The organism is Dietzia sp. DQ11-38-2 (assembly GCF_014145055.1).
Lineage (GTDB): Bacteria > Actinomycetota > Actinomycetes > Mycobacteriales > Mycobacteriaceae > Dietzia.
Map to the genome: position 1 here is coordinate 1 of NZ_JAALDW010000196.1, position 2,218 is coordinate 2,218.

General features: G+C 71.5%; 3 protein-coding genes. All 3 read left to right on the plus strand.

Features of this window, described 5'->3' with window-relative positions:
• Positions 1–800 (plus strand): biotin/lipoyl-containing protein (locus G6026_RS07335; protein WP_347238078.1); only part of this gene is annotated, 800 nt, incomplete at its 5' end.
• A 5-nt stretch (positions 801–805) separates the two neighbouring features.
• Positions 806–1,987: an acyl-CoA dehydrogenase family protein gene (locus G6026_RS07340; RefSeq protein WP_107757068.1), complete on the plus strand. Its 1,182-nt coding sequence runs from the start codon at positions 806–808 to the stop codon at positions 1,985–1,987.
• A 1-nt stretch (position 1,988) separates the two neighbouring features.
• Positions 1,989–2,218 (plus strand): enoyl-CoA hydratase-related protein (locus G6026_RS07345; RefSeq protein WP_182612784.1); only part of this gene is annotated, 230 nt, incomplete at its 3' end.

Here is a 2,218-nt window from a genome sequence, read left to right on the forward strand (position 1 = left end):
TCGCCGGCGCGCTGACACGGGCGAAGATCCACGGTCTGACCACCAACCGGGCCCAGCTCGTCCGGGTCCTGCGCCATCCCGAGTTCATCGCCGGCAACCTGTCCACCGCGTTCCTCGACGACCACGGGTCCGCCGCGCTCGCCGCCCCGCTCGCCGACGACGAGGCCGTGCGGATCTCGGCCCTCGCCGCCGCGCTGGTGTCCGGGACCGCCGACCACGCCGCCGGCCCCGTGCCCCTGGCCCGGGCCGGATTCCGCAACGTCGGCCGCACCCTGCAGAAGCGGACGCTGCGCCACGGCGAGAAGGACCTCGAGGTGGCCTATCTCCGCGACCGTTCCGGCGCCCACCCGGATGGCGATCTCGCGGAGATCGTCGACGTCGGCCGGGTCCGTCCCGCCGCGGTGGACCTCGAGATCAGGGGGGTGCGCCACACCTTCTGCGTACACCGGTACGAGGTGGCCGGCTCGGACACCGTCGTGGAGGTGGACTCGCCCCTCGGGCCGGTCTCACTCGTCGAACCGCCCCGCTACACCGATCCCGGCGCGGAGGTCGCCGCCGGGTCGTTGCTCGCCCCCATGCCGGGCGCGGTCATCCGGGTCGCCGTCTCCGTGGGCGACACCGTCACCGCCGGCCAACCGCTGTTGTGGATGGAGGCCATGAAGATGGAACACACCATCTCCGCGGCGGTGGACGGCGTCGTCAGCGAGCTCCCCGTCGAGGTGGGCACGCAGGTCGAGACCGGCACCACCCTCGCCGTCGTCACCGAGTCCGGCAGCACCGACCCCACCACCCAGGAGTGACCACGATGACCGACATCTCACAGATCCCCAACCCCGTCGTCGACACCGAGGAGCAGACGCAGCTCCGCAAGGTGGCCTTCGACCTGGGCTCGCGATACGGCATGGAGTACATGCGCGAAAAGTCCGACGCCGGTGAGACCACCGACGAGCTGTGGACCGAGGCGGGCAAGCTCGGGCTGCTGGGGGTGAACCTGCCCGAGGAGTACGGCGGCGGTGGGGCCGGCATGACCGAGCTCGCGATGGTCGAGGAGGAACTCTCCGCCGCGGGCGCCGGGCTGCTCATGATGGTGGTCTCGCCCGCCATCAACGGCACGATCATCTCGCGCTTCGGTACCGAGGAGCAGAAGAAGCGCTGGCTCCCGGGCCTGGCCTCGGGCGAGATCATCACCTCGTTCGCCATCACCGAGCCGGACGCCGGGTCCAACTCCCACGCCATCACCACCACGGCCCGCCGGGACGGCGCGGACTTCCTGCTCAGCGGGCAGAAGACCTACATCTCGGGGGTCGACCAGGCCGACGCGATCCTCGTGGTGGCCCGTCTCGAGGGCGCGACCAGCGGCAAGCTCCAGCCGGCGCTGTTCATGGTGCCCACCGACGCACCGGGCCTCGAGCGCACCCACATCCCCACCGAGGTGCGCACGCCCGAGCGGCAGTTCCAGCTGTACTTCGACGACGTCCGGTTGCCCGCCGACGCGCTCATCGGCGACGGCGACACGGCGCTGCTCATGCTCTTCGCGGGCCTCAACCCCGAGCGCATCATGGCGTCCGGCATGGCGATCGGGTCCGCGCGCTACGCGATGGACAAGGCCACGACGTACGCGAACGAGCGCTCCGTGTGGAAGACCCCGATCGGCGCCCATCAGGGGATCGCGCACCCACTCGCGCAGTGCAAGATCGAGCTGGAGCTGGCGCGTCTCATGATGCGCAAGGCCGCCGCGCTCGTGGACGCCGGCCTGGACGACCTCGCGGGCGAGGCCGCCAACATGGCCAAGTACGCCTCCGGCGAGGTCTCCGCCCGGACCGTCGACCAGGCCATCCAGACCCTCGGCGGCAACGGCCTGTCGGTGGAGTACGGCCTCGCCGGGATGCTCGCCGCGTCACGCCTGCCGCGCATCGCGCCGGTGAGTCGGGAGATGATCCTCAACTACGTTGCCCAGCACTCGCTCGGGCTGCCGAGGAGCTACTGACATGACCGCGCAGGGTGAGCAGGAGCTGGTGCGGTACGAGGTCTCGGGCGGTGCGGCCCGTGTGACCCTGGACTCGCAGCACAACCGCAACGCCATCTCCACCGCGCTGGTCGGGCAGCTGCACGCCGCGCTGGACCGGGCGGCCACCGACCACGACGCCCGCGTGGTGGTCCTCGGTCACGCCGGCGGCACCTTCTGCGCCGGCGCCGACCTCTCCGAGGCCTCCGCGAG

What these genes read in the sequence shown, in the direction of transcription:
- G6026_RS07340 (WP_107757068.1), top strand. Translation starts at nt 806, where the DNA reads ATGACCGACATCTCACAGATCCCCAACCCCGTCGTCGACACCGAGGAG.